A 25,832-nucleotide genomic window follows, 5' to 3' on the forward strand; every position below is an offset into this window, starting at 1 on the left:
GAAATGCCGACTGCAAAGCCAAAGGCCCGCATCCTGGTGGTTGACGACGAGGCTGCGCAGATGCGGGCGCTGTGCGACACGTTGCCCGCCGAGGATTACGATGCGGTCGGCTTCACCGACGCCCGATCCGCGCTGGCGGAGCTGCAGCGCACGAAATGCGACCTCCTGCTCGCCGACCTGATGATGCCGGGCATGGACGGCATCGAGCTGCTGCGGGCCGCGCGGGAGATCGATCCGCATCTGGTCGGCATCATCATGACCGGTGACGGAACCATCGCGACGGCGGTCGAGGCCATGAAGGCGGGGGCACTCGACTACATTCTCAAGCCGTTCAAGCTCAGCGTCGTCATTCCCGTGCTGGAGCGCGCGCTCGCGGTGCGGCGCCTGCACCTGGAGAATGCGGAGCTGGCGCTGCGGGTCCGCGAGCGGACCCTCGAGCTCGAAGCCGCCAACCGGGAGCTCGAGGCATTCGCCTATTCCGTCGCGCACGATCTGCGCGGTCCGCTCTCGGTCATCGTCGGCTATGCGGAGACGCTGATCGAGGATCATTCCGCGCAATGGCCGGACCAGCCGCGGCAGCTGGCCGGCGCCATCCTGGCAAGCGGCGAGCACATGCAGCGCCTGATCGACGGACTGTTGCGCCTGTCGCGGTTCGGCCGCCAGCCGCTGTCGAAGGGGCCGGTCGATACCAGAGCACTCGTCGGCGAGGTCGTCGACGAACTGCGCCGGCAGCATGCCGGCCGTGAGGTCTTCGTCCATGTCGGCGAAATTCCCGGATGCGTCGGCGATCAGGCACTGCTGCGGCAGGTGCTCGTCAATCTTCTTTCCAATGCGTTCAAGTTCACCCGCACCCGGGAGAAGCCGCTGGTCACGGTGATCGGCTGGACCGAAGGGCGCGAAACGGTCTATTGCGTGCGCGACAACGGCGCCGGCTTCGACATGCAGCAGGCCGACAAGCTGTTCGCGGCGTTTCAGCGATTTCACGATTCCGATGAGTACGAGGGCACGGGGATCGGCCTCTCGATCGCATCGCGCATCGTGCAACGCCATGGCGGACGCATCTGGGCCAGCGCCGAGGTGGGCAAGGGGGCGGCGTTCTATTTCAGCATTCCGGACTGAAGCGCCGCATTCGATCTTGATTTGCGTCAATGTTGCTGCCGGTGAAGGCTGCTCTGCTGGCTGTTGCCCGGGTGCGGTGCGTGCTAGTCTGGCGTGTGCCCGCGGGCTTCGCATGCAGGAGTGGCCGCCATGACAAGTGCTTCGGATACGTCTCACCATCCCAGTCTCGGCTCGGGCATCACCGCGCTGCATGCCAAATGGGGATGGATCGTCGCGCTCGGTGTCGTTTATCTCGTCGCCGGCTTCGTAGCGCTCGGCAGCATGGTCATGGCGACGGTGGCGAGCGTGATCGTGGTCGGTGCGATGATGATCGTGGCCGGGGTCACCGAAATCATCGGGGCGTTCCAGATGAAGAGCTGGGGCAAGTTCTTGATCTGGGCCCTGCTCGGCGTGCTCTACGTCGTCGCGGGCTTCCTGACCTTCGAGAATCCGCTGTTCGCCGCCGTCCTGCTGACGCTGTTCCTCGGCGCCTCGCTGCTCGCTTCCGGCGCGGTCAGGTTGTTTCTCGCCTTCAGCATGAAGCGCGAAAGCCCGTGGGTGTGGGTGGCGCTCTCGGCCGTGATTACGCTGCTGCTCGGATTGTTGATCCTGGCGCGCTGGCCGGTCAACAGCGTCTACATCCTCGGCCTGTTCCTCGGCATCGACCTGATCATGGCGGGCGCGGGCTGGGTCAGCCTGGGCTTCAGCCTGCGGCGGCGCCACACTAGCTAACCAGCAACTCGACGCAAGACCGTGTTGCGGAACTCCGGTGATCTGACGCGCTGACAAAAAGCAGCGCGTCGCGCGTTCGCCTGATGGCGTCGCGCGGCGATAATCATCGGGGAGAAACCATGAAAGCCGCTTTGGCCCTGGCCGCAGCATTGGCTGTCGCCTGCCTGTCCACGCCCGCTTCCGCACAGAAATCCTACGGTCCCGGCGTCAGCGACACCGAGATCAAGATCGGCAACACCATGCCCTATAGCGGGCCGGCTTCGCCGCTCAGCATCACCGGCAAGGTCATCGCGGCCTATTTCGACGAGGTCAACGAGAAGGGCGGCGTCAACGGCCGCAAGCTCAATCTGATCTCGCTCGACGACGCGTTCTCGCCGCCCAAGACCATGGAGGCGGCGCGCCGGCTGGTCGAGAGCGACGGCGTCGCCTTCATCTTCGCCACCATGGGCACGGCGCCGAGCTCGGCGATCGCGAAATATCTCAACAGCAACAAGGTGCCGCAGCTCTTCTTGATCAGCTCCGCCTCGAAGTGGAACGATCCCGTCAACATGCCGTGGTCGATGGCGCTGCCCTGGGCGCCGAACTACACCAGCGAGGCCGCGATCGACGTCGCCTATGCCCGCGCCAAGAATCCGAATGCGCGGTTCGCCGTGCTCTATCAGAACGATGACGCCGGCAAGGAATATCTGCGCGGCGTCAAGGAAGCGCTCGGCGCCGATGCCGACAAGGCGATTGCGATGGCCTCGAGCTTCGAGGTTGCCGATCCGACCGTCGATTCCCAGGTGCTGACGCTCGCCAACACCAAGGCCGATGTCTTCCTGATCTATTCGGTGACGCCGCGCGCCTGCGCGCAGGCGGTCCGGAAGGCGCACGAGGTCGGCTGGCAGCCGCAGCGCTTCATCGCCAGCGGCTGCGCCAACAAGGCCACCGTGATGGTGCCGGCCGGCCTCGATGCCGGCAAGGGCGTGCTGTCGCTCGGCTCGCTCAAGCCGTTCGTCGAGGCGCCGAAGGACGATCCGGCGATGACGGCCTATATCGACTTCATGAAGAAGCGCCTGCCCAATGCCGACATCAACAATGTCGCGGGTCTCTACGGCTACACCGTCGCCGAGGCCCTGGTGGTCCTGCTGAGGCAGTGCAAGGACAATCTGACGCGCGAGAACATCATGGCGCAGGCGGCCAACCTGAAGAACGTGCCGCTGTCGCTGCTGATGCCCGGCATCACGCTCAACACCACGCCGCAGGATTTCCGCCCCATCAAGGACGGCTATATGCTCCAGTTCGACGGCAACGACTGGGTCGTGGCGAGCGAGCTGTTGCGCGGGACGTGAGGCGAATAGGCCGGCAAGCAACCACGGAGAAGGTGCACCCTCTCCCCCCTGTCGGAGAGGGTGGATGCGCGAAGCGCAGCCGGGTGAGGGGTATCTCTCCGCGACTCGTCTCTACATTTGAATGCGCGGATACAACCCCTCATCCGGCGCTTCGCGCCACCTTCTCCCACAAGGGGAGAAGGGAAGAGGCATCTGCTTTGGCGGCACGAACAGGAGACCCCAATGGACTTTCAACACTCCGCCCGTTCGCTGGAGCTCCAGGAGCGCGTCCGCCGGTTCATGCGGACGCATGTCGAGCCGGTCGAGGAGCTCTATTACGAGCAGGTGAAGCCGGAAGCCACGCGTTACAAGACGCCGCAAATTCTCCAGGACCTGAAGCGGCTGGCGCGCGAGCAGGGGCTCTGGAACCTGTTTCTGTCAGGCGAGCACGGACCCGGATTGACCAACCTCGAATACGCGCCCGTAAAGGAGATCATGGGCCGCATCCTCTGGGCGCCCGAGGTCTTCAACTGCTCGGCGCCCGATGTCGGCAACATGGAGGTGCTGGCGAACTACGGCACGCCGGCGCAGCAGGAGCGCTGGCTGACGCCGCTGCTGGAGGGGCGCATCCGCTCCGGCTTCTCGATGACGGAGCCGCAGGTCGCCTCCAGCGACGCCACCAACATCCAGTGCGAGATCAGGCGCGACGGCGACAGCTACGTCATCAACGGCCGCAAATGGTTCACGTCGGGCGCGATGAACGAGGATTGCGAGATCCTGATCGTGATGGGCAAGACCGCGCCCGATCATCCCGACCGCCATCGTCAGCAATCCATGATCCTGGTGCCGAAGGCGACGCCGGGCGTGCGCATCGTCCGCGACATGCTGACCTACGGCTACGACGACGCCCCGGTCGGCCATCCCGAGATCGTCTACGACAATGTCCGCGTGCCCGCGGAGAACATCCTGCTCGGCGAGGGCCGCGGCTTCGAGATCGCGCAAGGGAGGCTCGGCCCCGGCCGCATCCATCACTGCATGCGGCTGATCGGTTGCGCCCAGCGTGCGTTGGAATTGATGTGCCAGCGTGCGGTCTCGCGCACAGCCTTCGGCAAGCCGCTGGCCGAGCAGGGCTCGGTGCGCGAGGACATCGCCAACTCCTTCTGCGAGATCGCGCAGGCGCGGCTCTTGACGCTGCAGGCCGCCGACAAGATGGATCGCGAGGGCAACAAGGCGGCGCGCGACCTGATCGCCGCGGCCAAGATCGTGGTGCCCAGCATGGCCGCCCGCGTCATCGACCGCGCCATCCAGATCCACGGCGCCGCCGGCGTCTCGCAGGACACCTTCCTCGCCCGCGCCTATGTCTACGCCCGCTTCATCCGCATCGGCGACGGGCCTGACCAGGTGCATCTGGCCGCGGTCGGCAAGGAGCTGATCAGGCGGGGCGGGGTGGGCGTGGCGTGACGACCCGGGCGCCGTGACCTAACCCAGTCGCTCCCCGATTTCGACTTGATCGGCCGATGGCAGCGCCGCTCTCTCGCGGGAAATCAGTCTTCGCGACTGGCAAGCTTGCGATAGACCGCGAAATCGTCAAGCGCCGGCGCCTCGCCACGCCGGACATTGGAATTGATGTCGGGCCCGATAACCAGCGATGTGCCGAGACCGGCATAGATGTATCGCGCGCCGAATGCCTTCTTCAGCGCCGCAAATGTCGGTTCACCAGTGCAGTGACCGGGGGCAATGTTCTCGACCCGGAACTTGTCCTTGAGGGCGATCACGATCTTCTCGATGGCGTCGTCGGTGGCAACCACAAGGTGGAAGCCTCCGGCAACGAGATGAATCTTCGGATTGATGACTGTTGCGGCCTCTACGATGCGTTCGATTCCGGGATGCGAACAGCCGACCACGAGAACCACACCATCCGGCGTGTTCACGGCAAGAGAAAGTTCCTTGAGTTCCTTCGTCCCGGGAAGATCGGAGATCAGAGCGATCAGGGTGATGCCCGGCATGATCTCCGTCGTCTGATCGATCAATTGGAAGTTGGCAGTGGGCCAGGCGGTGCCGAACTCCATGATTTTCGGCGGTTTTCCGCCGTAGTATCGCATCTCCTCGGGCAGGGAATCGTCCTTGCGATAGAACGTCGAGGGGAGCGATGAACCGTAGATGCCAAATCCTTCCTTGGGTGCGTAAATCGTGATCTTCGGGTTCACACTCAGGACGTAGCTCAATCCAGCCATGTGATCGGCGTGACGATGGGAGAGAACGACGAAATCGAGCGTGGTAAGATCAACCCCCTTCGCCTTGACATTCTTCTCGAAGATCTCGGCGTTATCTCCAGCGTCAAAGAGAATGCGTTTTCCTGCGACTTCCACCAGCGCAGAGAAACCCCAGTCCTTTGTCATTGCTGGATCGGCGCCGAACGCGTCATACAAGATCGTAATCCTGCCGTTCGGCTCAGCTGCGATGGTGGCCGGAGAGATCGCCGTTGTGGCGCACATCGAAAGGGCGGCGATGAAAATCCATCTTGCGAATTTCATGGTCGTGCCTCCTCTTCGGTTGGGATGGGCCGAAACAGTACTCCTGTAGCTTGCCTGCGGCGCATTGCGTGCGCGGGGCCTCCGCCTGACGACGGTTTCGGCCTAATGCGTTATCTTCGGATGCTATCGACAAACCGGCAACACGATATTTGCACGCTAAAGACTTAACCCTTTCGGCGACTCCAAAGCTGGGAGCGCGTCAATACCTCCAGGTCGTCGCGATCTCGTTGTTTGTATGTGTGCGGTTGTTTGCCTGCGCGATCTCTTTGATCTTGGAGCTGGACGATCCCTCCGCGGGACTCCTCGGGATTGCAAGCTCGATACTGCGCACTTTTACCGCCGTACTCGTGCGGTCGCGCGTCGCTCTCGTCGGTCATTCTGCTGACGCAATCCCTGTCTTAGACGGCGAGAATTAAAACACTCCGTGGGACCGCTCTGGTTCCCACAACGGTTCCGTAGCCAGGGGTTGGCTCGAATCCGCAAAAGATTGGCGCAAGTTCCTGAACGCTTCCGCGTTCGCTTGTCCATGTCTTGCGGCATCCGGAACCGGACGATCGAGAAAATCAAAGGAGATATAATGGTGTTCCGCTCGAGCGCCGCAATTTGCGGCGCCGTGGTTGCGCTTGCCGTTTCTGTTACCGTTGCTCGAAGTGAAACGGGTGGAGCTCACTCAAGCGCTATCGTCAATGCCGCCTCTGGGGATGCGATCGTTGGCGCAGCATCCATGTACAATCCGTTCAAGCCCGGCAAGGAGGAGGGCGGCCCAAGCACAGCCTCCGGCGAGCGTTATGATCCCTCGCTGTGGACGGCTGCCATCAAGACGAGTTTGCGTCAGAAATTTGGTGGGGTCCAATTTGGCGCTCGGCCGAAATATGCTCTCGTCGAGGCCGCAGGCAAGAAGGTCATCGTCAAGATAAACGACGTGGGGCCGCTCAGGCCTGGCCGCATCATTGATCTCAATGAGCGGACGATGCGCCATTTCGATCCGAGCCTGGAGCTCGGGGTCATTCCCGACGTAACAGTCAGGCCGCTTTCCGGCGACGATTGGATCCCCGGACCGGTTGGCTGAACAAAGAGGCAGAGCACAGCCGTTCGGGACGGTGGAAACGTCTCGATGGTCTCCTCGCGAGGTTCGTCAACGAAGAGGTCGATCTTCGGGGCGGAAGGGTACGGTTCGGCGAACTGCACCGCCGCCATGGTGACATCATGCCGGTGTTTTGCCCGACGAGTCAAATCGACTTCGTAAAATCCGCAAGGTGTCGCGCCGCCGGCCAAGCTATTGAAAAAACTGTCCCCGGCTACTGTGCATGGGGTTGTTTTCGCGTTTTTTGTCTGGGGCGTGCCACCGCCGGCTTCACGCCGGCAAAGGCGCGCTATCCCGCCCTGGCGGCGCGGGCATCCGACCGCAGGTTCTGGAAGAACTTCTCCACCTCGCGCGACAGCGTCTCCGCGGTCGCGGTCAGGCTGCTCGCCGCGGTCAGCACGGAGGATGCCGCCGTATCGGTCTCGCCGATGGCGTCGCGCAGCGAGGTGATGTTGGCGACCAGCGTCTCGTTGCCCTGGGCGGCGCTTTGCGCGTTGGAGGAGATCTCGCGCGTGGCCTGGTCCTGCTGGCCGACGGCGCCGGCGATCGCCGAGGTGACCTCGTTGATCTCGCGCACCGCGCCGCCGATCTCGCGCACGGCATCGACCGCGTTGCGGGTGGAGGCCTGGATCATGGAGACGTTCTCACCGATCTCGGCGGTCGCCTTGGCGGTCTGGCCTGCGAGCGCTTTCACTTCGTGCGCGACAACGGCAAAGCCGCGGCCGGCATCGCCGGCGCGGGCGGCCTCGATGGTGGCGTTGAGCGCGAGCAGATTGGTCTGCTCTGCGATCGCCTGGATCAGGTTGAGCACGCCGTCGATGCGCTGGGTGGCGGCGGCGAGGCTCTCGATCTCCGAGATCGATTTCTGGGTGCGCTGGCCGGTCTGCTCGACCGCGCCGGCGCTCTGCCGGACCTGCCGGCCGATCTCTTCGACGGAGGCCGACAGCTCCTCGGCCGCGCCTGCGACCGCCGTGACGTTGTGCGAGGCCTGCTGGCTGGCGTTTGCGGCCATGCCGGCCCGGTTGCTTGCATCCGCGGTGACGCGCGTGATGGTCTGCGCGGTCTCGCGCATGACCGAGGCGTTGTCGCCGAGGCCGCGCATGATCGCGCCGATCGCGTCGCGAAACTCCTCGACGGATCGTTCGATATGGCGGGCGCGCTGCTCGCGCGCGGCGGAATCCTGCGAGACCTGCGAGGCGAGGTTGCGGTTGCGCCCCATCGCGTCCTGGAAGATCTGGATCGCGCGGGCCAGCCCGCCGATCTCGTCGGCGCGGTTGCCGTACGGCACCACGACGTTCTCGGCGCCATCGGCGACCTGCTTGATGGTGGCGGTGATCGAGGCGAGCGGCCGGGCGATCGAGCGGGCGATGATGACGATGCCGATCACGACGAGCGCCAGCGCCACGCCGGCAAGGCTGGTCAGGACGAAGGACAGGGTGCGGTTGGTCTCGGTCTGCCGGGCGATCTGTTTGCCGCGCTCGGCATAGACCTTGGACAGTGCCTCGAGATCCTTGTTCAGCGCCGAGCGCACGGCGCGGTTGGCGTCGTTGTCGCCCCATTCGCGGCCCGCGGCCGCATTGATTTCGACGCCGCGGCGGACCAGCTCCTTGCGAAACTCGACGAACTGCTCGATGCGCTTCCTGAAGGTGGCGAACTGCTCGGCATCGTCGTCCCTGACGATGGTTTCCCAGCGCTTCACGACGTCGAGGATCTGCGCGTTGAACTTGAGCAGGCCCTCGCCGTATTTCTTCACGACGGCAGGCTCCGTCGACATGTAGACGCCGCGCGATTCCATCACCACCGCATAGACCAGCGAGTTGACGCGCTCGACGTTCAGCGCGGCCGCGTTCGCCGTCTCGATCGCGCTGATCAGGTCGGCGCTGCGGCGGCTGTTGTAGTCGGACAGCATCGCAATCGCCGCCGTGAGCAGTGCGAACAGCGCGAAGATCGCATAGAGCTTGGTGGCAAGCGTGAAGCGGCCGGCCAGGCCGGCGGCATTCCCAGATTGGTCGATGGTCATGGTTTTCAGGGGCCCGAATGGCCTGAGGCGGCCGGTGAGCGCGGTCGTGTAAAAATCTATGCAAAACTATGCAGAACGAAGATGGACGCGGCGTTAACGCGCCTTCGTCCTTGGTCGAAAGAAAGGTAAGTTATTTCAGCGTCTTGATCCGAAGGTATAGTTTCAGGATAGTCCTGGAGTCGGCCTTTGGCCGACGAACCCCGGAGGGGACCTTGGTCTACCGCCATACCATCGACGCCACGACCTATGCCTTCCCGGATCTGCGCGACCTGCTCGCCAAGGCGACGCCGCCGCGCTCCGGCGACCGGCTGGCCGGAATTGCCGCTGCCAGCGCCGAGCAGATGATCGCGGCGCGGATGGCGCTCGCGGATGTTCCGCTCGGACAGTTCTTGCAGGAAGCGCTCATCCCCTACGAGACCGACGAGGTCACCCGCCTCGTCATCGACAGCCATGACGCAAGGGCCTTTGCGCCGGTGGCCTCGCTCACGGTCGGCGCCTTCCGCGACTGGCTGCTGTCGGACGCAGCGACGCCCGAGATCCTGCGCAAGCTCGCCCCCGGTATCACGCCGGAAATGGCGGCCGCGGTCTCGAAACTGATGCGCAACCAGGATTTGATCCTGGCGGCGCGGAAATGCGAGGTGACCACCGCCTTCCGCAACACCATCGGGCTGAAGGGCCGGATGAGCACGCGGCTCCAGCCCAACCATCCGTTCGACGATGCCAGGGGCATCACCGCCTCGATCCTCGACGGCATCCTGCTGGGGGCCGGCGATGCCTGCATCGGCATCAATCCCGCCAGCGACGACCCGACCGTCATCGCCCAATTGCTGCGCCTGCTCGACGAGATCATCGCGCGGTTGAAGCTTCCGACGCAAGGCTGCGTGCTCACCCATGTCACGACGACGCTGTCGCTGATCGGGCAGGGCGTGCCGGTCGACCTCGTCTTCCAGTCGGTCGCCGGCACCGAGGCCGCCAACCGTAGCTTTGGCATCGATCTCGCTTTGCTCCGGGAGGCGCAGGAGGCCGGGCTGTCGCAGCGGCGCGGCACGGTCGGGCAGAACGTGATGTATTTCGAGACCGGCCAGGGCTCGGCGCTGTCCGCCAATGCCCATCACGGCGTCGACCAGCAGACCTGCGAGGCGCGCGCCTATGCGGTCGCGCGCGCCTATGCCCCGCTGCTGGTTAACAGCGTGGTCGGCTTCATCGGCCCGGAATATCTCTACGACGGCAAGGAAATCATCCGGGCGGGGCTGGAGGATCATTTTTGCGGCAAGCTGCTCGGCCTGCCGCTCGGGGTCGACATCTGCTACACCAACCACGCCGAGGCGGACCAGGACGACATGGACAACCTGCTGACGCTGCTCGCCGCCGCCGGCGTCACCTTCATCATGGGCGTCCCCGGCGCCGACGACGTCATGCTGAATTACCAGTCGACGTCTTTTCACGACGCGCTCTATGTCCGCGACGTCTTCGGTTTGCGCCGCGCGCCGGAATTCGACGACTGGCTGGCGCAGTCGGGCATCGTGGGCGCCGATTTCCGCCTTGCCGGCGATGCAGGCCTGCTGCCCGATTTTGCCTCCCGGCTGATCGCCTGAGGTGAGGGAGGCGCCAGCTCGCCCCCGGAAACCATTGGCCGCTCTCGGAATTAAGCTCACGCCACAATATTGAGAAATTCCGGCGACAGCATTACGCTATGTGTCTGGCTGGCAATTTCCGCAACCAGGTCGAGCGTGGCGGGGGAGCTTTGATGCGAGCTGAAAGCAACGGTACGTCGCGGCGGATTCTTTGCGTGTTTCCGCGTTACACGTCGTCGTTCGGTACGTTCGAGCATTCCTATCCGCTGACCGACGGCGTCCGCGCCTTCATGCCGCCGCAGGGGCTTTTGCTGCTCGCGGCCTATCTGCCCGAGGACTGGCAGGTCAAATTCGTCGACGAGAACCTGCGCCGCACCACGAAAGAGGAGTTCGGCTGGGCGGAAGTCGTCTTCGTCAGCGGCATGCACATCCAGCGCCAGCAGATGAACGACATCTGCCGCCGCGCCCATGAATTCGATCTCCCGGTTGCGCTCGGCGGGCCCTCCGTCAGCGCCTGCCCGGATTATTATCCGTCCTTCGACTATCTGCATGTCGGCGAGCTCGGCGACGCCACCAACCAGCTGATCGAGATTCTGTCGCGCGACATATCGCGCCCCGAGACCCAGGTGGTGCTGACCACCAAGGACCGGGTGCCGATGACGGAGTTTCCGATCCCGGCCTACGAGCTTGCCGACGTGAAGAAATACTTCCTCGGCAGCATCCAGTATTCAAGCGGCTGTCCCTATCAGTGCGAGTTCTGCGACATCCCCGGCCTCTACGGCCGCAACCCGCGCATCAAGTCGCCGGAGCAGATCATCGCCGAGCTCGATCGCCTGCGCGAATGCGGCATGACCGACACGGTCTATTTCGTCGACGACAATTTCATCGGCAATCGCAAGGCGGCGATGGACCTGCTGCCGCATCTGATCGAATGGCAGAAGAAGACCGGCTACGTGGTGCGGCTCGCCTGCGAGGCGACGCTCAACATCGCCAAGCGCCCCGAGATCCTGGAGAAGATGCGCGAGGCTTATTTCATCACCATCTTCTGCGGAATCGAGACGCCCGATCCCGATGCGCTGAAGGCGATGCACAAGGACCACAACATGATGGTCCCGATCCTGGAGGGCGTGCGCACCATCAACTCCTACGGCATGGAGGTGGTGTCCGGCATCATCATGGGGCTCGACACCGACAAGCCGAACACCTCGGAGGCGCTGCTCGCCTTTGTCGAGGAGTCCCGGATTCCGCTGCTCACGATCAACCTGCTCCAGGCGCTGCCGAAGACGCCGCTGTGGGACCGTCTGGAGCGGGAAGGGCGCCTGATCGAGGACGACGGCCGCGATTCCAACGTCGACTTCCTGTTGCCCTATGACGACGTCGTCGCATCCTGGAAGCACGCCATGGGCGTCGCCTACGAGCCCGAGAAGGTGTTCGCGCGCTTCCAGTATCAATGCGACCACGTTTATCCTCATCGTCTCAAGATGCCGGTGGCGGACGAGATGAAGACCTGGCCCAACATCAGGCGCGGTCTCGTCATGCTGCGCAACATCTTCTGGAAGGTCGGCGTGCTCGGCGACTACAGGCGCGTGTTCTGGAAGTTCGCGTTGGGTCGCATCAAGCGCGGCGACCTCGAAGGCCTGATCGGCTGCACCCTGATCGCGCACCATCTCATCACCTTTGCCCGCGCGGCCTCCAGCGGCAAGCAGAACGCCTCGAACTATTCGATCCGGCTGCGCGAGGCTTCCGTTCCCGCCGAATGACGCAACATGTCTGATCCGGCCGTCCCGCGCCGCCCGACTCTCGATCTGCGGTCGTTCACGCCTGCGCGCGTTGCGCTCGGCCGCAGCGGCGCAAGCGTGCCGACACGCGCGCTGCTCGACTTCACGCTGGACCACGCCCGGGCCCGCGATGCCGTGCATGCAGTCTTCGACGTACCGCGGCTGCTCGCGGATCTCGGTGCGCTCGGCCTCGCCGTCACCGAGGCGAGGAGCCAGGCGGCCGACCGCAGGGACTATCTGCGGCGGCCGGATCTGGGGCGGCAGCTTGATGCCGGCTCAATCGAGGCTCTGGCGCGAATTGCCTCAAGGCCATGCCAGCTTGCGATCGTGATCGGCGACGGCCTGTCGGCGGCGGCGGTCCACGCCCATGCGACGGCGCTGGTGACGCGCCTGCTGCCGCTGCTCGCAGCCGACGATGCTGTCGCGCTCGGCCATGTTGTCGTCGCCTCAGGCGCGCGCGTCGCGCTCGGCGACCAGATCGGCGCCATTCTCGGCGCGCGCATGGTCGTGACGCTGATCGGCGAGCGGCCCGGCTTGTCTGCGCCCGACAGCCTCGGCGCCTATCTGACCTTCGCGCCGACGCCGGGCCGCACCGATGCCGAGCGCAATTGCGTGTCGAACATCCACCACGCTGGGTTGAGCTATGACGAGGCCGCCTTCAAGATCGCCTGGCTCCTCCGGGAGGGGCTGGCAAGGGAGGTCACCGGCGTCGCGCTGAAAGACGAGAGCGCGGACCGGGCGCCGCGTCGAATTGGCACGTCCTTGCCCGAATAACGGGCATTCCGGCAAAATCGCTACATCTTGATCGATTTGGCCACACTTCGCCTGCTTGCGAGGGAGGCTATGGACCTGCTAAACCCCTCGCGGCGATTTTCCGCGCATTTTCAAGGGGCAAGCCTCCCATTGGTATGGCGTTTTCAAGCCGTTCGCGGAGCGCAATAAGCTCACAGACCGAGCCGATTTAGGAACTGGATAAGGCATGCTCGAAAAGCACAGCGAGAGTGAGGTTCATGTCGACAAGGTCGAGCAGGGACCCGCGTCCTCCATCGCCTTCGGGTTGGAGCGCATCGGGCTGATCGCCGTCCGGGCGCCGATCGTCTCCTGCATCGTCCTGCTCGTCCTGATCGTGGGCGCCGTATTCGGCATCCACCGGATCAAGATCGACGATTCGCTGTCGCAGCTGTTCCGCTCCGACACCCGCGAATTCCACCAGTACGAAGAGGTGACGAAGAAGTTTCCGGCCGAGGAGTTCGACGTCCTCGTCGTGGTCGAAGGCAAGAACCTCCTGGCTCGGAACAACCTCGAGAAGCTGCGCGACTTCATCACCGACATGCAGCTGGTCGAGGGCACGCGTGGCCTCGTCTCGCTGTTCTCGGCGCGTCAGGCACCGGCGCCGGGCAAGCTGCCGGCGGCGCTGTTCCCGCCCGAGCTGCCCGAGGGCGCGGCCTATGACAAGTTCATCGAGACCGTCAAGAACAACGAGATCATCCGCGGCAAGTTGTTGTCGGAGGACGGCACGCTGGCCCTGATCGTGCTGTCGCTCGATCCGGAGGTGGTCGCCTCCAGCAAGCTGACCAAGACCGTCGCCGACATCCGCGCGCTGATGAAGGAGGATCTCGGCGACACCGGGCTCAACGTGCAGCTCTCCGGCGTGCCGGTGATGCAGCTCGAGATCCGCAACGCGGTCGAGCGCGACGGGCTGACCTACAACATCCTCGGCATTCTCGCCGGCTGCGTCATCGCCATCATCTTCTTCCGCAAGATCTCGTTCATGATCGCGGCCGCGTTCCCGCCGATGATCGCGATCCTGTTGGCGCTCGGCGCGCTGGGCTGGGCGAACTTCAATCTCAACATGTTCCTGAACGTGATGACGCCGCTCATCATGGTCATCAGCTTCTCGGACTCGATGCAGCTGACTTTCGCCGCGCGCGACAGGCTGATCGCGGGCCAGGACAAGTTCACCGCGTTCAAGAACGCCGTGCTGGTGGTGGGACCCGCCTGCGTGCTAACGCACGGCACCGCCGGTATTTCCTTCATCGCGCTCCAGTTCTCCAGCTCCGACCTGATCCGCAAGTTCGGCGAGGCGGGGCTCGCCGCCACCATCATCGCGCTGGTCGCGGTGCTGTCGCTGGTGCCGGTGTTCGGCGTGCTGTTCGTGCGCAACGAGAAGGTCTTCGCGGTCAAGTTCCAGGGGGCGGACGCCGGCGTCCAGGCGCTACGCAATTTCTGCTACTGGATCGCGGTGCGCATGGTCGGCCGGCCAGGCCTGTTCAGCCTGATCGCGGTGCTGTTCGTCGGCGGCCTCGGCGTCATCTACGCCAATCTGGAGCCCCGCTACCGGCTTGCCGACCAGGTGCCGGACAAGCGCCAGGCGGTCGCCGCCAGCGACCGGCTCGACGCCAAGCTCACCGGCGCCAACCCGGTCAACGTGCTGGTCCAGTTCCCCAAGGGTGAATCGCTCTATTCGCCGGAGACGCTGCAGACGATCGCGGACGTGCATGCGACCGTGGAGAAGGCGGCCGGTGTCGGCAACGTCTGGTCGGTCGAGACCCTGCGCCGCTGGCTCGCGGAAAAGGCCGGCAGCGCCGACGTTGCGACGCTGAAGGAATATATCGGCGTCATTCCCGAGCATCTGGTGCGGCGGTTCATCGACGCCGAGCAGGATGCGGTCGTGGTCGCAGGCCGCGTGCCGGACAAGGATTCCAGCCAACTCCTGCCGATCGTGGACAAGCTCGATTCCGAGCTCGACGCCGTCCGCAAGAAGCATCCCGGCTACGAGGTCGCGGTGACGGGCCTTGCCGCCATCGCGGCGCGCAATTCGGCCAGCATGATCGAGAAGCTGAACCGTGGGCTCACCGTCGAATTCGCGCTGGTCGCGATCTTCATCGGCCTCGCCTTCCGCTCCTGGGTGGTGATGTTCGCCTGCATCCTGCCGGGCATCTTCCCTGTCGTGATGTCGGGGACGGTGCTGTGGGCGATGGGCGAGGGGCTGCAATTCGCCAGCGTCGTCGCGCTCACCGTCTCGTTCGGCCTGGGATTGAGCGCCACCATCCACTTCCTCAATCGCTTGAGGCTGGAGAGCAAGCCGGGCGTCGGCTCGGCGCTCGCGGTGGAGCGGGCGACCGTGCTGGTCGGACCGGCCTTGATCCTGACCACGGTGGTGCTGGCCTGCGGCCTCGTCGTCACCGTGTTCTCCGACCTGCCGTCGCTGCGGCTGTTCGGCTGGCTCAGCGCCTTCTCGATGGTCATGGCCCTGGTCGCCGACCTCTTCATCCTGCGGCCGACCGCGATGTGGCTGATCAACCTGCACGCCAAGCTTCAGGGCGCGGACAAGCGCGCGATCTAAGCGCGGGGCGGCGAACGCTGCCCTGCGCTCAGGCTTCGATGCGGATGATGCCGTACGGGTTGAACTTGAAGTCGTCCTCGGCGTAGTCCTGTTCCCGCGAGAGCGTAAGCTTGCGATCGCGCAGCGTCGCGTCGATGCCGCGCTCGGCCATCGCGTTTGCGATCTCCTCCATGAGCATCACCGCGGACCATTCGTTGCTGCGCGATTTCGCGACATAGACCTCCGGCAAACCGAGGAGGTGATAGCCGACGGTCTCGTAATAGTGATCGCCGCCGAGCGGGCGCTTGGCAAAGGCAAGACGACAGGCCTTGGCGACGGCGAGCGTCATGCCAAGGCCCTCACTGGTCCTTGCGCCTGTGCGTGCCTGATCGGCGAGACTGCGCCATCGCGCAACCCCGTGGGCAACGCCCGCGCTTTCGCCCTTCACGGCGGTGGCGCCGGCCTCGATCATCTCCTCGACGATGCGCAAGGCCGCTGCCGAATAGGCGACCGTCTTCTGCTGGTCCATCGGCGGGCTCAGCACGTAGAGCACCGATCTGTGGTTGACCACGGCCGCCTCGTCGGCGGCAGACCATGCATTGGGAAAGACACGGTCCCAGCACACGCCGAACGACCGCTCCATGTGCGGATCGGGCTTGGCTTGCGAATACGTGCGGTCGATCTCGAAGTTGAAATCCGCGATCGTCCTCGCCACCGCCTTCGGCGGATGCAGCAGGCTGTCGTCCTTGCCGAGGAAGCAGAGCACGTGACGTGGTTTCACGGACGAAGGCTGCATGCTCGTTCCGTGCAGGTCATTTGCGAAGGCGCGACTGGCGACGAAAAGGCCGGCGGCCTTGAGCAGATGTCTGCGAATTGGGTCCATATCCGCAACAATGTCAGCAAAAAGCCCCCGGCTCGCGAGAACCGGGGGCGTGTTTCTCTCGATGCGGGAAGAGCGTCAGCCCTTCGTCATCGTGATGTTGACGCCGCGGATCTCGCCCTTGGAGCTGATCTGCACCGTCTGCTTGGTGCCGTTGGTGCGCAGCGACAGGTTGGCGGCGAAGCCGTTGGCCTCGACGAACACCTCGATCTGGCCGCCGCCGGCGGTGCCCTGGAGATTGCCGAAGATGTTGCGGCTGGCCTCGCTCCAGTTGCCGGAGATGCGGTCGCCCTGGCTCGTCACGTCGCTGGTGAGGTCGAACTTGTAGCTGTCGGACGCGCAGTGCAGCGCCTGCTTCAGGTTGAGACCGCTGCCGGCGACCTTGTAGTCGGCCTTGCAGCGGATGCGCTCGGTGGAGCCGTCGGACAGCGACACCGTGCCGGTGCCGGTCCACGCGCCGTCAAAACCGGCAAACGGTCCGGACGACTGTGCGTGGCTTGCCGAAACCGAGAAGAGCAGCGCCGCCCCGATGCCGGCCGCCTTGATTGCCAGTCCAGATCGCCCAAAGAATTTCATCACAAATATCCCGTTTTGGAACGACGTCCGCTCAAGATCGGGACGTCTCGCCACATCGAAGGTTTAGTGCTTCGAGCCCGTGTCAGGTTCAAAGCCTGGCCGCCAGAGATGGCGGTTCACGAGGCCTTGCGCCATGCCCGGCGGCTGCGATTTTCCGTGTTTCGGCATGTTTCCGGCCGAAACGGAGGGGCTGAGCGATGCAGCTCTGCAACAGGCGTGCAGTAAAATGCGGGCCGCCTGAATTATGACGTAGTATCAACCCCTTACATCTGCCAATGAAGGCGCAGGGAAGACCTGATTTGGTGGATGTGGCGCCAATTTGGCCGCATTTGCCAGTGCTTGTGCCTTCTCCGAGGCCGCACGCTCCGCGGCGACTTGCCATCAGAACATTCCGTTCCGGTCGTCCGCCCTGTGCTGTCCGGGATTGGTGCGATTCTGCCGTCAGAATGAAGGAATACAATGCGTAAGCTTCTCGTCGCTCTCACCCTGCTGTCGGCGTCCCTTTCCACGGCGGCATTTGCCCAGCAAGGGCGTGGCACGGACTCCGAGCAGAAGGCCTGCACGCGCGATGTGCAGAAGTTCTGCCGTCCGGTCATCGATCAGGGCGATTTCACCATCCTGGCCTGCCTGAAGGAGAACCGGACCAAGATCTCGCAGGCCTGCGACCAGGTTCTGAAGAACCACAACCAGTAAGCTCGGCCACTGGCCCACAAGGGCGGCCCCGGGGCCGCCTTTTTCAGGCCGGATCCGCAGGGCAGCCTTCGAGAGACAGGATTGGTTTTGCGGCCGTATTCCCCTATATGGGGGCCGCGGCGGCATCGCCGGCACGAGCCCGCGCGAGCGAAAAAGCTCTTCCTGTCCAAACGATTGTAAACCAGCCCTCGATGACCTCTGCGAGCGAATTGCGATCCGGCAAGGGTGACCGCGACGAGAATTTTCCCGTCGCGTCCTGGATCATTCATCCGCGTCATCGCGCGCTGATCCTGGCGTATTACAATTTCGTCCGCACTGCCGACGACATCGCCGACCACGCGACGCTGCCGGGCGACCAGAAGCTCGCCTATCTCGACCTGCTCGAGGCGGAACTGCTCGGCAAGGGCGACACCCAGGCCGAAGCCGTCGTCTTGCGGCGCGCGCTGGCCGAGCGCGGCATGGCGCCGCGCCACGCGCTCGACGTGCTCATCGCCTTCCGCATGGACGTCACCAAGCTGCGCTACGAGAACTGGGACGAGGTGATCCACTATTGCCGTTACTCGGCGATGCCGGTCGGCCGTTTCATGCTCGACGTCCATGGCGAGAGCACCTCGACCTGGGCCGCGTCGGACGCGCTTTGCGCGGCGCTCCAGATCAACAACCACCTCCAGGATTGCGGCAAGGATTTTCGCGAGCTCAACCGCGTCTATCTGCCGCGCGATGCGCTGGCCGCGAGCGGCGCCTCGGTCGAGCAGCTCGGCCTTGCCCAGTCGCCGCCGGCGATGCTGGCCTGCCTTCAGGGGCTCGCCGTGCGCAACGAAGCGCTGCTCGACGAGGGCAGGTCGCTAGCTGCGGAGATCCGGGATTTCCGCCTCGGCATCGACGTCTCGGTGATCCAGGCCTATGCCGACCGCATCGTGCGCCTGCTCAAGGTGCGCGATCCCCTGCGCGAGCGCGTGCATCTCAACAAGTTCGAGCTCCTCACCTTCAGCCTCGCCGGCATGATCGGCGAAGTCGGCCGCCGCGCGATCGGACGCAAGGCCATTTCCAGACCGGGGACTGCACATGACGCTTGAGGCGACCTCGCCCGGCGCCAGTTATGGCTCGACCGCATCCGGCAGCTCGTTCTACGCCGCGATGCGCATCCTGCCGCATGACCAGCGCGAAGCGATGTTCCAGATCTACAGCTTCTGCCGGCAGGTCGACGACATCGCCGATTCCGACGGCCCGCGCGAGGAGCGGCTCGCCGCGCTTCAGGCGTGGCGCACCGACATCGACGCGCTCTATCAGGGCAATCCGCCGCCGCGGCTGAAGGACTACGTCGCCTCGGTGAAGACCTTCGGGCTCAAGCGCGAGGATTTCCTGGCCATCGTCGACGGCATGGAGATGGACGTGCCGCAGGACATCCGCGCGCCCGACATGGCGACGCTCGATCTCTATTGCGATCGGGTCGCCAGCGCCGTGGGGCGGCTGTCGGTGCGGGTGTTCGGCCTGCCCGAAGAGGACGGCATCCAGCTCGCCTATCATCTCGGCCGCGCGCTTCAGCTCACCAACATCCTGCGCGACATCGACGAGGACGCCGGCCTCGGCCGGCTCTATCTGCCGCGCGAAGCGCTGCTGCATGCCGGCATCACCTCCAACGACCCGAACCGCGTCATCGCCGAACGCGCGCTGCCGAAGGTCTGCCTGCCGCTGGCGCAGCGTGCGAAGGTGCATTTCGAGAAGTCGGACGAGATCATGAACCGCAACAAGCGCCGCACCGTGCGTGCGCCGCGGATCATGTCGAAATACTATCATTCCATTCTGGACCTCCTGATCGCGCGTGGCTTCAACGCGCCGCGCGAGCCGGTGCGTGTGTCGAAGGTCACACGCATCCTGATCCTGCTCCGTTACGCTTTCATCTGATGCAAAACACAGCTCACATCATCGGCGCTGGAATTTCCGGCCTCTCCGCCGCCGTGCGGCTCGCCAATGCCGGCTTCAAGGTCGCCGTGCACGAGGCGACGCACCAGGCCGGCGGCCGCTGCCGTTCTTATTTCGACGGCGCAACCAACCTCACCATCGACAACGGCAATCATCTGCTGCTGTCGGGCAACAGCCATGCGCGCGCCTATGCGCGCTCGATCGGGACCGAGGCGGGCCTGGTCGGCCCTGAAAGCGCGCAGTTTCCCTTCGTCGACATCAAGACCGGGCAGCGCTGGCAGATCGATCTCGGCACCGGCCGGCTGCCGACCTGGGTGCTCGACGAGAGCCGCCGCGTTCCCGACACAGGCCTCACCGACTATCTCAAGCTGGCGCCGCTGATCTGGGCCTCGGAGGAGACGCTGGTCGGCAAGTCCATTCCTACCGAAGGCGTGCTCTATCAGCGCCTGGTGCAGCCGCTGCTGCTCGCCGCGCTCAACGTCGATCCGCCCGAGGGCTCGGCCGGGCTCGCCGGCGCGATCGTGCGCGAGACGCTGCTTGCCGGCGGACAGGCTTGCCGTCCCTTGATCGCGCGCGACGGCCTTAGCGCCGTGCTGATCGAGCCCGCCGTGAAGTTCTTGCAGGAGCGCGGCCACTCGGTCCAGCTCGGCCATGAGCTGCGCGCGTTCGTGACCAGTGACGGCAAGGCCGGCGCGCTGAATTTCGGCGGCGAGGACGTGATCCAGCTCGCCGACGGCGATGTCGTCGTGATGGCGGTGCCGCCGCGTGCCGCCGCCAGCCTGCTGCCGGGCCTGAAGACGCCGACCGAATTCCGCGCCATCGTGAATGCACATTTCCGTTTTGAGCCGCCGCCGGGTTCGCCGCCGATCCTGGGCGTGATCGGCGGCATCGTGGAATGGCTGTTCGCGTTTCCGAACCGGCTCTCGGTGACCATCAGCAACGGCGACCGTCTCGTCGACATGCCGCGCGAGGAACTCGCGCAGACGATCTGGAACGATGTCTGCGAGGCAGGCGGCGTCTCCGGCGAGCTGCCTCCCTGGCAGATCGTGCGCGAACGCCGCGCCACCTTTGCCGCCACGCCGGCGCAGAATGCCCTGCGTCCGGGGCCGGTCACCGCGCTGAAAAACCTGTTCCTCGCCGGCGACTGGACTGCTACGGGATTGCCTGCAACCATCGAGGGATCGGTCCGGTCCGGTGATCGCGCCGCCGATCTGGTGCTGGCCGCACAGCGGCCCTGACGGGAATTTGTCCCGATCAATTCAAATCAACTATCGGAGTAATCGAGCCAGATGGATTCCTTGAACGCGACCGCCCGCGAAGCCCAGGAATCCAAGATCTTGGAATCGAAGATCTTGGAATCGAGCATTGCGTCCGCCACGCAAGGCGTCCTCGGCTTCCAGCAATCCGACGGCCATTGGGTGTTCGAGCTCGAGGCCGACTGCACGATTCCGGCCGAATACGTTCTGTTGCGCCACTATCTCGCCGAGCCGGTCGACACCGTGCTCGAGGCCAAGATCGGCAATTATCTCCGTCGCGTGCAGGGCGCCCATGGCGGCTGGCCGCTCGTGCATGACGGCGAGTTCGACATGAGCGCCAGCGTGAAGGCGTACTTCGCGCTGAAGATGATCGGGGATTCCATCGACGCCCCGCACATGGTGCGTGCGCGCGAGGCGATCCACGCCCGCGGCGGCGCCATTCACAGCAACGTCTTCACGCGCTTCATGCTCGCGATGTTCGGCATCGTGACCTGGCGCGCGGTGCCGGTGCTGCCGATCGAGATCATGCTGCTGCCGTTCTGGTCGCCGTTCCACATCAACAAGATCTCCTACTGGGCGCGCACCACCATGGTGCCGCTGATGGTGATCGCCGCGCTCAAGCCGCGCGCGAAGAATCCGAAGGGCGTCGGCATCGACGAGCTGTTTCTCCAGGATCCGCGCTCGATCGGCATGACCGCGAAGGCGCCGCACCAGAGCATGGCGTGGTTCCTGCTGTTCCGTTCGCTCGATGCGATCTTGCGCGTCATCGAGCCGCTGTTTCCGAAGAGCCTGCGCAAGCGCGCCATCGACACCGCGCTCGCCTTCAGCGAGGAGCGGCTCAACGGCGAGGACGGCATGGGCGCGATCTATCCGCCGATGGCCAACCTCGTCATGATGTACGACGCGCTCGGCAAGGACGAGAACTATCCGCCGCGCGCGGTCACGCGCCGGGGCATCGACAAGCTGCTCGTGATCGGCGACGACGAGGCCTATTGCCAGCCCTGCGTCTCGCCGGTGTGGGATACGACGCTGACCGCCCACGCGCTGCTGGAGGCCGGCGGCGACAAGGCCGTGCCTGCGGCGAAGCATGGCCTCGACTGGCTGATCCCGAAGCAGGAGCTCGAGGTGAAGGGCGACTGGGCCGTGAAGCGGCCCGACGTGCGCCCGGGCGGCTGGGCGTTCCAGTACAACAATGCCTACTATCCCGATCTCGACGACACCGCGGTCGTGGTGATGTCGATGGACCGGATGCGCCGGGAGCACGGCGTCACCGGCTATGATTCCGCGATCGACCGTGGCCGGGAGTGGATCGAGGGCATGCAGAGCGACGACGGCGGCTGGGCCGCCTTCGACGTCAACAATCTCGAATATTACCTGAACAACATCCCGTTCTCGGACCACGGCGCACTGCTAGATCCGCCGACCGAGGACGTCACCGCGCGCTGCGTCTCGATGCTGGCCCAGCTCGGCGAGACCGCCAAGACCAGCAAGCATGTGGCCGACGGGGTCGCCTACCTCCGCAAGACCCAGCACCCGGAAGGGTCCTGGTACGGCCGCTGGGGCATGAACTTCATCTACGGAACCTGGTCGGTGCTTTGCGCCCTGAACATGGCCGGCGTCCGCCACGACGACCCGATGATTCGGAAAGCCGCGGCCTGGCTGGCCTCGATCCAGAACAAGGACGGGGGCTGGGGCGAGGACGCCGTCAGCTACCGGCTGGACTACAAGGGCTGGGAAGCCGCCCCCTCGACCGCCTCGCAAACGGCATGGGCCTTGCTTGCCCTGATGGCGGCAGGCGAGGTTGATCACCCGGCCGTCGCCCGCGGGGTGGAGTACCTGATTGCAACACAGAACGAAAAAGGACTGTGGGATGAGCAGCGGTACACCGCCACAGGCTTTCCCCGTGTATTCTATCTACGGTATCATGGTTACTCGAAGTTCTTCCCGCTGTGGGCGCTGGCGCGGTACCGGAACTTGCGGAACACCAACAGCAGGGTGGTAGGGGTCGGAATGTGACTTTGGGGACGGGGGACTATCTTACCGCGGGCAATGCCATTGATCCGCGGCCAATACTCATTGTGACCGGTCTGGTTCAGGAGGCCCGCATCGCGGCGGGCCCCGGAATGGCCGTCATCTGCTCGTCCAGCAGCCCGACCCAGTTGCGGGCGCTCCTGACCGTGGTGGATCCTGAGACGATTCGCGGCGTGATCTCGTTCGGCGTGGCCGGCGGGCTCGACCCGACGCTGCGCTCCGGCGACGTCGTGCTGGCGACCGAGGTGCTGTCAGGCGACACCCGTTGGGCCGCTGGCCTATCGCTCGGCGACGACCTGATCGACCGCCTCACGTCAGGGCGCCGCCGTGTCGTGCGCGGCAGCCTCGCCGGCGCCGAGGAAGTGGTCACCGGGCGGTCCTGCAAGGCGGCGCTGCATTCGGAGACCGGCGCCTCCGCCGTCGACATGGAAAGCCACATCGCGGCCGCCTACGCCGCCGAGGCGGGGCTGCCCTTTGCCGCGGTCCGCGTCATCAGCGACCCCGCCCATCGCGCGCTGCCGGCGCTCGCCCGCGCCGCCATCAAGCCGAACGGCCAGATCGACCTCGCGGCCGTCCTGCGTGGCATCGTGCGCAATCCGACGACGCTGCATGCCCTGGTCTCGACCGGCATCGACTTCAACCGCGCGCTGCGCTCCCTGCGCGGCTGCCGCGACTTCCTGATCGGCACCGAGCTGGTCGACAGCGAGGCGCTGGTCGCCGAGACGGTCTGAGCGTCTCGATCTGACAAAAGAAAAGGCCCGGTCGCCATTGGCGACCGGGCCTTTTTCGTTCGTGGCGTTGTTCTCGCTTACGCCGCCGTCGAGGCCTTCCGTGCGGCCTTCTGCTCGGCGGCGGCGGCCTCGTCCTTGCGGATCTCGGAGAGCTTCTTCTGGACCTGCTCCGAGAAGATGTACTGCGCCGGGCGCTGCTTGCTCATGTCGATCTCCGGCGCCATCGGGCCAGAGGTCTTGACGCCGCGCAGCGACACCCACATCGCCTTCAGCGGGTTGTTCAGCGCTGCGGTCGCCGCGGTCGGCTCGTAGCCGCAATGGGCCATACAGTCGGCGCACTTCTCGTACTTGCCGGTGCCGTAGGTCTCCCAGTCCGTGGTGTCCATCAGCTCTTTGAAGGTCTTGGCATAGCCTTCACCGAGCAGATAGCAGGGCTTCTGCCAGCCGAAGATGTTGCGCGCGGGCATGCCCCAGGGCGTGCACTCGTATTCCTGGTTGCCGGCGAGGAAGTCGAGGAACAGGCCGGAATGCATGAAGTTCCACTTCTTGCCCTTGCCCATCGCGAAGACGTCGCGGAACAGCTTCTTGGTCTTGGTGCGGTTGAGGAAGTGCTCCTGGTCCGGCGCGCGCTCATAGGCGTAGCCCGGCGACATCGAGACGCCGACACCGAGCTCGACGGTGAGGTCGAGGAACTTCGCGATCTCCTCGGCCGGATGGCCGTCGAAGATGGTGGCGTTGACGTTGACCGTGAAGCCGCGCGCCTTGGCCGCCTTGATCGCGGAGACGGCGCGGTCGAACACTCCCTTCTGCGACACCGCCTTGTCGTGATGGTCCTTCAGGCCGTCGAGATGCACGGAGAAGAACAAATACGGGGAGGGCTCGAACAAATCGAGCTTCTTCTCGAGCAGCAGCGCGTTGGTGCAGAGCGACACGAACTTCTTGCGCGCGACGAGGCCGCGCACGATCTCGCCGATCTCCTTGTGGATCAGCGGCTCGCCGCCGGGAATGGCGACCATCGGCGCGCCGCATTCGTCGGCCGCGTCCCAGCACTCCTGCGCCGTCATGCGGCGGTTCAGGATCGCATCCGGATAATCGATCTTGCCGCAGCCGACGCAGGCGAGGTTGCAGCGGAACAGCGGCTCCAGCATCAGCACGAGCGGATAGCGTTTGCGGCCAAGCAGTTTCTGCTTGAGCAAATAGCCGCCGATACGCATTTCCTTGAAGAAGGGGATAGCCATTACACGTTTCTTTCTGGGCTTGAAATTCGGGTGGGTCAGCTCGCAGCCAGTTCGGCCGGAAGCCGGAATTCGATGTTTTCCTCGCGGCCCGGCAGCACCTGGACCTTGACTGGTCCGATCCGCCGCATCGCTTCGATCACGTCATCCACGAGTACCTCGGGCGCCGAGGCGCCGGCCGTGACGCCGACGGTCCTGGCATCTTTCAACCACTCCGGATTGAGCTCGCTGCCGTCGGCAATCAAATAACTCGCGACACCGGCTTCAGTGCCGATTTCGCGGAGCCGGTTCGAGTTCGAGCTATTGGCAGCGCCCACCACCAAGATCACGTCGACCAGCTTGCTCAAGTCCCTTACCGCAGATTGGCGGTTCTGTGTCGCATAGCAGATATCCCGGATATCCGGGCCTTGAATATCTGTAAAGCGGGCCTGAAGGGCCGAAATGATGTCCCTGGTGTCGTCCACCGACAGGGTGGTCTGGGTGATGTAGGCCACTGGCGTATCCGCCGGCAGCGTGAGGGCGTTAACCTCTTCAACGCTTTGAACAAGCAGCACGGGGGCGGGAACCTGGCCCATCGTGCCCTCGACCTCGGGGTGGCCGGCATGGCCGATCAGGATCAGGGTGCGGCCCTTGGTGATATAGCGCTTCCCCTGATTGTGAACTTTCGTGACCAGGGGGCAGGTGGCATTGAGCACCGGAAGGTCGCGCGCGGCGGCCTCTTCCTCGACGCTGCGGGCGACGCCATGGGCGCTGAAAACGGTCACCGCCTTCGGCGGAACCTCGGACAGCTCCTCGACGAAGATGGCGCCCTTGTTCTTCAGGCTCTCGACCACGTATTTGTTGTGCACGATCTCGTGGCGCACGTAGACGGGCGGGCCGAACTTCTCCAGCGCCCGTTCCACGATCTCGATCGCCCGCACCACGCCCGCGCAGAAACCGCGCGGTTGCGCTAGATAAACTTCCATAGGACGCCCATCACGCAAGTTGCACCAATCCGCTTCAAAGTCCCGGCGGCACCTCGATACTGACCAATGAGTTGCAATATCCGCACC

General features: G+C 64.6%; 21 protein-coding genes. 15 read left to right on the forward strand and 6 right to left on the reverse strand.

Features of this window, described 5'->3' with window-relative positions; genetic code table 11:
* Positions 1–3: 3 nt before the first annotated feature.
* The 4 genes from AAFG50_RS13740 to AAFG50_RS13755 all read left to right on the forward strand — a co-directional run bounded on the left by AAFG50_RS13740 (position 4) and on the right by AAFG50_RS13755 (position 4,601).
* Positions 4–1,119: a response regulator gene (locus AAFG50_RS13740; RefSeq protein ID WP_028172341.1), complete on the forward strand. Its 1,116-nt coding sequence runs from the start codon at positions 4–6 to the stop codon at positions 1,117–1,119.
* A 129-nt stretch (positions 1,120–1,248) separates the two neighbouring features.
* Positions 1,249–1,830: an HdeD family acid-resistance protein gene (locus AAFG50_RS13745; RefSeq protein WP_028172340.1), complete on the forward strand. Its 582-nt coding sequence runs from the start codon at positions 1,249–1,251 to the stop codon at positions 1,828–1,830.
* A gap of 119 nt (positions 1,831–1,949) precedes the next feature.
* Positions 1,950–3,161: an ABC transporter substrate-binding protein gene (locus tag AAFG50_RS13750; RefSeq protein ID WP_028172339.1), complete on the forward strand. Its 1,212-nt coding sequence runs from the start codon at positions 1,950–1,952 to the stop codon at positions 3,159–3,161.
* A gap of 222 nt (positions 3,162–3,383) precedes the next feature.
* Complete coding sequence (locus tag AAFG50_RS13755; protein ID WP_028172338.1) at positions 3,384–4,601, forward strand: acyl-CoA dehydrogenase family protein; 1,218 nt, start codon at positions 3,384–3,386, stop codon at positions 4,599–4,601.
* An 83-nt stretch (positions 4,602–4,684) separates the two neighbouring features.
* On the opposite strand, the gene AAFG50_RS13760 is transcribed toward AAFG50_RS13755, so the two are convergent.
* Entirely contained in the window at positions 4,685–5,674 is a 990-nt protein-coding gene (locus tag AAFG50_RS13760) for an MBL fold metallo-hydrolase (RefSeq protein WP_028172337.1), read from the reverse strand.
* Positions 5,675–6,251: 577 nt separating this feature from the next.
* Here AAFG50_RS13760 and AAFG50_RS13765 point away from each other — a divergent pair.
* Entirely contained in the window at positions 6,252–6,743 is a 492-nt protein-coding gene (locus tag AAFG50_RS13765) for a septal ring lytic transglycosylase RlpA family protein (protein ID WP_011085776.1), read from the forward strand.
* Positions 6,744–7,047: 304 nt separating this feature from the next.
* On the opposite strand, the gene AAFG50_RS13770 is transcribed toward AAFG50_RS13765, so the two are convergent.
* Positions 7,048–8,778, reverse strand: a complete 1,731-nt coding sequence (locus tag AAFG50_RS13770; protein WP_028172335.1) for a methyl-accepting chemotaxis protein — start codon at positions 8,776–8,778, stop codon at positions 7,048–7,050.
* A gap of 212 nt (positions 8,779–8,990) precedes the next feature.
* Here AAFG50_RS13770 and AAFG50_RS13775 point away from each other — a divergent pair, with 212 nt between their 5' ends.
* From AAFG50_RS13775 to AAFG50_RS13790, 4 genes are all read left to right on the forward strand, one after another.
* Positions 8,991–10,373 (forward strand): ethanolamine ammonia-lyase subunit EutB, encoded by a 1,383-nt coding sequence (locus tag AAFG50_RS13775; protein ID WP_028172334.1) that lies wholly within the window; start codon positions 8,991–8,993, stop codon positions 10,371–10,373.
* Positions 10,374–10,525: 152 nt separating this feature from the next.
* Complete coding sequence (locus tag AAFG50_RS13780; protein ID WP_028172333.1) at positions 10,526–12,112, forward strand: B12-binding domain-containing radical SAM protein; 1,587 nt, start codon at positions 10,526–10,528, stop codon at positions 12,110–12,112.
* Positions 12,113–12,118: 6 nt separating this feature from the next.
* A complete protein-coding gene (eutC, locus tag AAFG50_RS13785; RefSeq protein WP_028172332.1) occupies positions 12,119–12,904 on the forward strand; it encodes an ethanolamine ammonia-lyase subunit EutC in 786 nt (261 codons plus the stop codon).
* Between the two features lie 205 nt (positions 12,905–13,109).
* A complete protein-coding gene (locus AAFG50_RS13790; protein ID WP_011085781.1) occupies positions 13,110–15,476 on the forward strand; it encodes an MMPL family transporter in 2,367 nt (788 codons plus the stop codon).
* Between the two features lie 28 nt (positions 15,477–15,504).
* Here the strand turns inward: AAFG50_RS13790 and AAFG50_RS13795 are convergent, their stop codons facing one another.
* Positions 15,505–16,338, reverse strand: a complete 834-nt coding sequence (locus tag AAFG50_RS13795) for a hypothetical protein (protein WP_028172331.1) — start codon at positions 16,336–16,338, stop codon at positions 15,505–15,507.
* A gap of 75 nt (positions 16,339–16,413) precedes the next feature.
* The gene (locus AAFG50_RS13800; protein WP_027544089.1) at positions 16,414–16,911 is read right to left on the reverse strand and encodes a hypothetical protein; all 498 of its coding nucleotides are present in this window, start codon (positions 16,909–16,911) and stop codon (positions 16,414–16,416) included.
* A 459-nt stretch (positions 16,912–17,370) separates the two neighbouring features.
* On the opposite strand from AAFG50_RS13800, the gene AAFG50_RS13805 reads away from it, so the two are divergent.
* The 6 genes from AAFG50_RS13805 (at position 17,371) to AAFG50_RS13830 (ending at position 23,545) form a co-directional block, all read left to right on the forward strand.
* A complete protein-coding gene (locus tag AAFG50_RS13805; protein ID WP_028172330.1) occupies positions 17,371–17,604 on the forward strand; it encodes a hypothetical protein in 234 nt (77 codons plus the stop codon).
* A 191-nt stretch (positions 17,605–17,795) separates the two neighbouring features.
* Entirely contained in the window at positions 17,796–18,680 is an 885-nt protein-coding gene (hpnC, locus tag AAFG50_RS13810; protein WP_028172329.1) for a squalene synthase HpnC, read from the forward strand.
* On the forward strand, positions 18,670–19,509 hold the full coding sequence (gene hpnD, locus AAFG50_RS13815; protein WP_011085786.1) for a presqualene diphosphate synthase HpnD: 840 nt from the start codon (positions 18,670–18,672) through the stop codon (positions 19,507–19,509). Before hpnC ends, hpnD begins: the two co-directional genes overlap by 11 nt.
* Positions 19,509–20,765: a hydroxysqualene dehydroxylase HpnE gene (gene hpnE, locus AAFG50_RS13820; protein WP_028172328.1), complete on the forward strand. Its 1,257-nt coding sequence runs from the start codon at positions 19,509–19,511 to the stop codon at positions 20,763–20,765. The genes hpnD and hpnE overlap by 1 nt, the downstream gene beginning before the upstream one ends.
* A gap of 51 nt (positions 20,766–20,816) precedes the next feature.
* Positions 20,817–22,799 carry a squalene--hopene cyclase gene (gene shc, locus AAFG50_RS13825; RefSeq protein WP_028172327.1) on the forward strand — a complete coding sequence of 661 codons (1,983 nt, stop codon included), beginning with the start codon at positions 20,817–20,819 and terminating at the stop codon, positions 22,797–22,799.
* On the forward strand, positions 22,796–23,545 hold the full coding sequence (locus AAFG50_RS13830) for a phosphorylase (protein WP_028172326.1): 750 nt from the start codon (positions 22,796–22,798) through the stop codon (positions 23,543–23,545). Before shc ends, AAFG50_RS13830 begins: the two co-directional genes overlap by 4 nt.
* A gap of 77 nt (positions 23,546–23,622) precedes the next feature.
* Here AAFG50_RS13830 and hpnH read toward each other — a convergent pair whose 3' ends face one another.
* Positions 23,623–24,783, reverse strand: a complete 1,161-nt coding sequence (hpnH, locus tag AAFG50_RS13835) for an adenosyl-hopene transferase HpnH (RefSeq protein WP_028172325.1) — start codon at positions 24,781–24,783, stop codon at positions 23,623–23,625.
* A 35-nt stretch (positions 24,784–24,818) separates the two neighbouring features.
* The gene (gene ispH, locus AAFG50_RS13840; RefSeq protein ID WP_011085791.1) at positions 24,819–25,745 is read right to left on the reverse strand and encodes a 4-hydroxy-3-methylbut-2-enyl diphosphate reductase; all 927 of its coding nucleotides are present in this window, start codon (positions 25,743–25,745) and stop codon (positions 24,819–24,821) included.
* Positions 25,746–25,832 lie beyond the last annotated feature (87 nt).

Source organism: Bradyrhizobium sp. B039 (genome assembly GCF_038965675.1).
Classification (GTDB): Bacteria; Pseudomonadota; Alphaproteobacteria; order Rhizobiales; family Xanthobacteraceae; genus Bradyrhizobium; species Bradyrhizobium diazoefficiens.